This is a genomic window from Dethiosulfatibacter sp. (assembly GCF_983023055.1).
The window spans coordinates 1-2,142 of sequence record NZ_CEZJXU010000440.1; the positions used below are offsets into that span (position 1 = coordinate 1).

Consider the following 2,142-nt stretch of genomic DNA (forward strand, 5'->3'; position numbering starts at 1 on the left):
TCATGCATTAATGCTTCCATTGTATATGTTGAAGCAGCACCTGCAAATTTCTCTGATTCACTCTTCAGTCCTATTACTACGGGCATTGCAAGAAGTTCTTCTGCAAGCTCCTTATAAATATAAAGCATTTGAAGTGTCTCTTCCTGAGCTTCTTCAGCAGTTTCATGTAGTGTATGTCCTTCCTGCCATAAAAATTCAGAAGTTCTGAGGAAAGGTCTTGTTGATTTTTCCCATCTTACAACCGAACACCACTGGTTGTACAGATAAGGAAGCTCTCTGTAAGAATTCAGCCACTTGCTGTACATATGACAGATTATAGTCTCAGATGTTGGTCTTACACAAAGTCTTTCTGCCAGCTCTTCAGATCCACCATGGGTTACCCATGCAACCTCTGGAGCAAATCCTTCAACGTGTTCCTTTTCCTTGTTCAAAAGACTTTCTGGTATCAATAAAGGGAAATACATGTTTTTGTGTCCCGTTTCCTTAAATCTTCTATCTGCGAATTCCTGGATTTTTTCCCATAGTGCATATCCATATGGTCTGATTACCATAAATCCCTTAACAGGTGAATAGTCCACAAGTTCATTTTTAAGTATTACATCTGTATACCATCTTGGAAAATCTACTTCCATAGGTGTTATTTCTTTTACAAAATCATCTTTTTTCTTAGCCATTTTATACTTCCTTTTATAAATTATTTTTCCAAAAACAAAAAAACCATCCCTTTTGTTTTTCGACAAAGAGACGGATATCCGCGGTACCACTCTAATTACTGCTTTCGCAGTCACTCAATCATTTAACGGTTTTAGCCGTTCAGGTTTTAGCCTGAATGCTCGGAGTCAGGTTCACTACTGCATTGGACAGGAATTCTCACCAACCATTCCCTCTCTATAGTCTTACAGCATCTACTATTCTCTTCAAAGCTTATATTTAGATAATTAAAAGTTTACTAGATAAGCTATTTATTGTCAAGAAGAACAATACTTTCCGGTGCAATACCTTCTTCTCTTCCTACAAAACCCAACTTTTCAGTTGTAGTTCCCTTTATGTTTATCCTGTCTTCCTCCACCATCATAACTCTTGAAAGTATTTTTTTCATTTCATCTATATGAGGTGCTATACGGGGCCTTTCAGCCATTATTACATTATCGATATTTACAACAACATAATCTCTGTTTACAAGTTCCACAACCTTTTCCAAAAGCTTCAAGCTTGAAATATCCTTATAGGCATCGTCACTGTCTGGGAAATGCTTCCCTATGTCACCCTTTCCCATTGCTCCTAAAAGGGCATCCATTATGGAGTGTACAAGTACATCTGCATCAGAATGTCCAAGAAGTCCCTTTTCATGAGGAATTTCAACGCCACCAAGTATTAACTTTCTGTTTTCAACAAGCTTGTGTACATCATATCCTAATCCAACACGCATATGCTACATCGCTCCCTTTAACAGGTACTCGCCATAGACAAGATCCTTAGGCATTGTTATCTTTAAGTTAGAATGGCTATTTTCGACTATATGGACATCAAAACCAAAATACTCAAGTATTGATGCTTCATCAGTAAACTGAAAGTCTAAATCAACAGCTTCTCCCACCATTTCAAGTATCAGTCCATAATTGAAACATTGGGGTGTCTCCGCATTCCACAGAACACTTCTATCAAGAGTTTTGACTATTTTGCCTTCTTCTGCCACCTTTATGGTGTCTACAGTTTTTGAACATACCACTATTGATTTCCCTGACAATGTCTGCCTTATGGCTTCTTTTATAACAGCACCCTTTATGAAGGGTCTTACTCCGTCATGGATCAACACATATTTAGTGTCAGATTCAAGAGATTCAAGCCCTCTCAGAACTGATTCTGTTCTGGTAGCTCCTCCCTTAACAGTATTTATCGCCTTCTTAAAGGCATATTTTTCTATTATTTCTTTTTCAACAAATTCAATTCCTTCAGCATCACACACGACAGTTATACTGTCGATATTTTCAATTTCATCAAACTTCTTGATGGTATGATATAGTACGGGCTTGTTCCCAAGGATCATATACTGTTTTTTCACATCAGATGATAATCTTTTTCCACTTCCTGCTGAAGCTATTACAACTGCAATTTTTTCCATTTAACATTCACATCCAAACC

The 2,142-nt window shown here is 37.4% G+C and carries 3 protein-coding genes and 1 other annotated feature; all 3 genes read right to left on the reverse strand.

What is annotated here, in order from left to right:
- A partial coding sequence (locus AC3AX0_RS12140) for an aminoacyl--tRNA ligase-related protein (protein ID WP_487550542.1) occupies positions 1-674 on the reverse strand: 674 nt, incomplete at its 3' end.
- Positions 675-737: 63 nt separating this feature from the next.
- Positions 738-930, reverse strand: a binding site (T-box leader).
- 28 nt (positions 931-958) lie between these two features.
- A complete protein-coding gene (ispF, locus tag AC3AX0_RS12145; RefSeq protein WP_487550543.1) occupies positions 959-1,429 on the reverse strand; it encodes a 2-C-methyl-D-erythritol 2,4-cyclodiphosphate synthase in 471 nt (156 codons plus the stop codon).
- Positions 1,430-1,432: 3 nt separating this feature from the next.
- The gene (ispD, locus tag AC3AX0_RS12150; protein WP_487550544.1) at positions 1,433-2,122 is read right to left on the reverse strand and encodes a 2-C-methyl-D-erythritol 4-phosphate cytidylyltransferase; all 690 of its coding nucleotides are present in this window, start codon (positions 2,120-2,122) and stop codon (positions 1,433-1,435) included.
- Between the last annotated feature and the right edge of the window lie 20 nt (positions 2,123-2,142).

Coding starts and splice junctions, on each gene's coding strand:
- ispF (WP_487550543.1), bottom strand. CDS start 1,429: ATGCGTGTTGGATTAGGATATGATGTACACAAGCTTGTTGAAAACAGA.
- ispD (WP_487550544.1), bottom strand. CDS start 2,122: ATGGAAAAAATTGCAGTTGTAATAGCTTCAGCAGGAAGTGGAAAAAGA.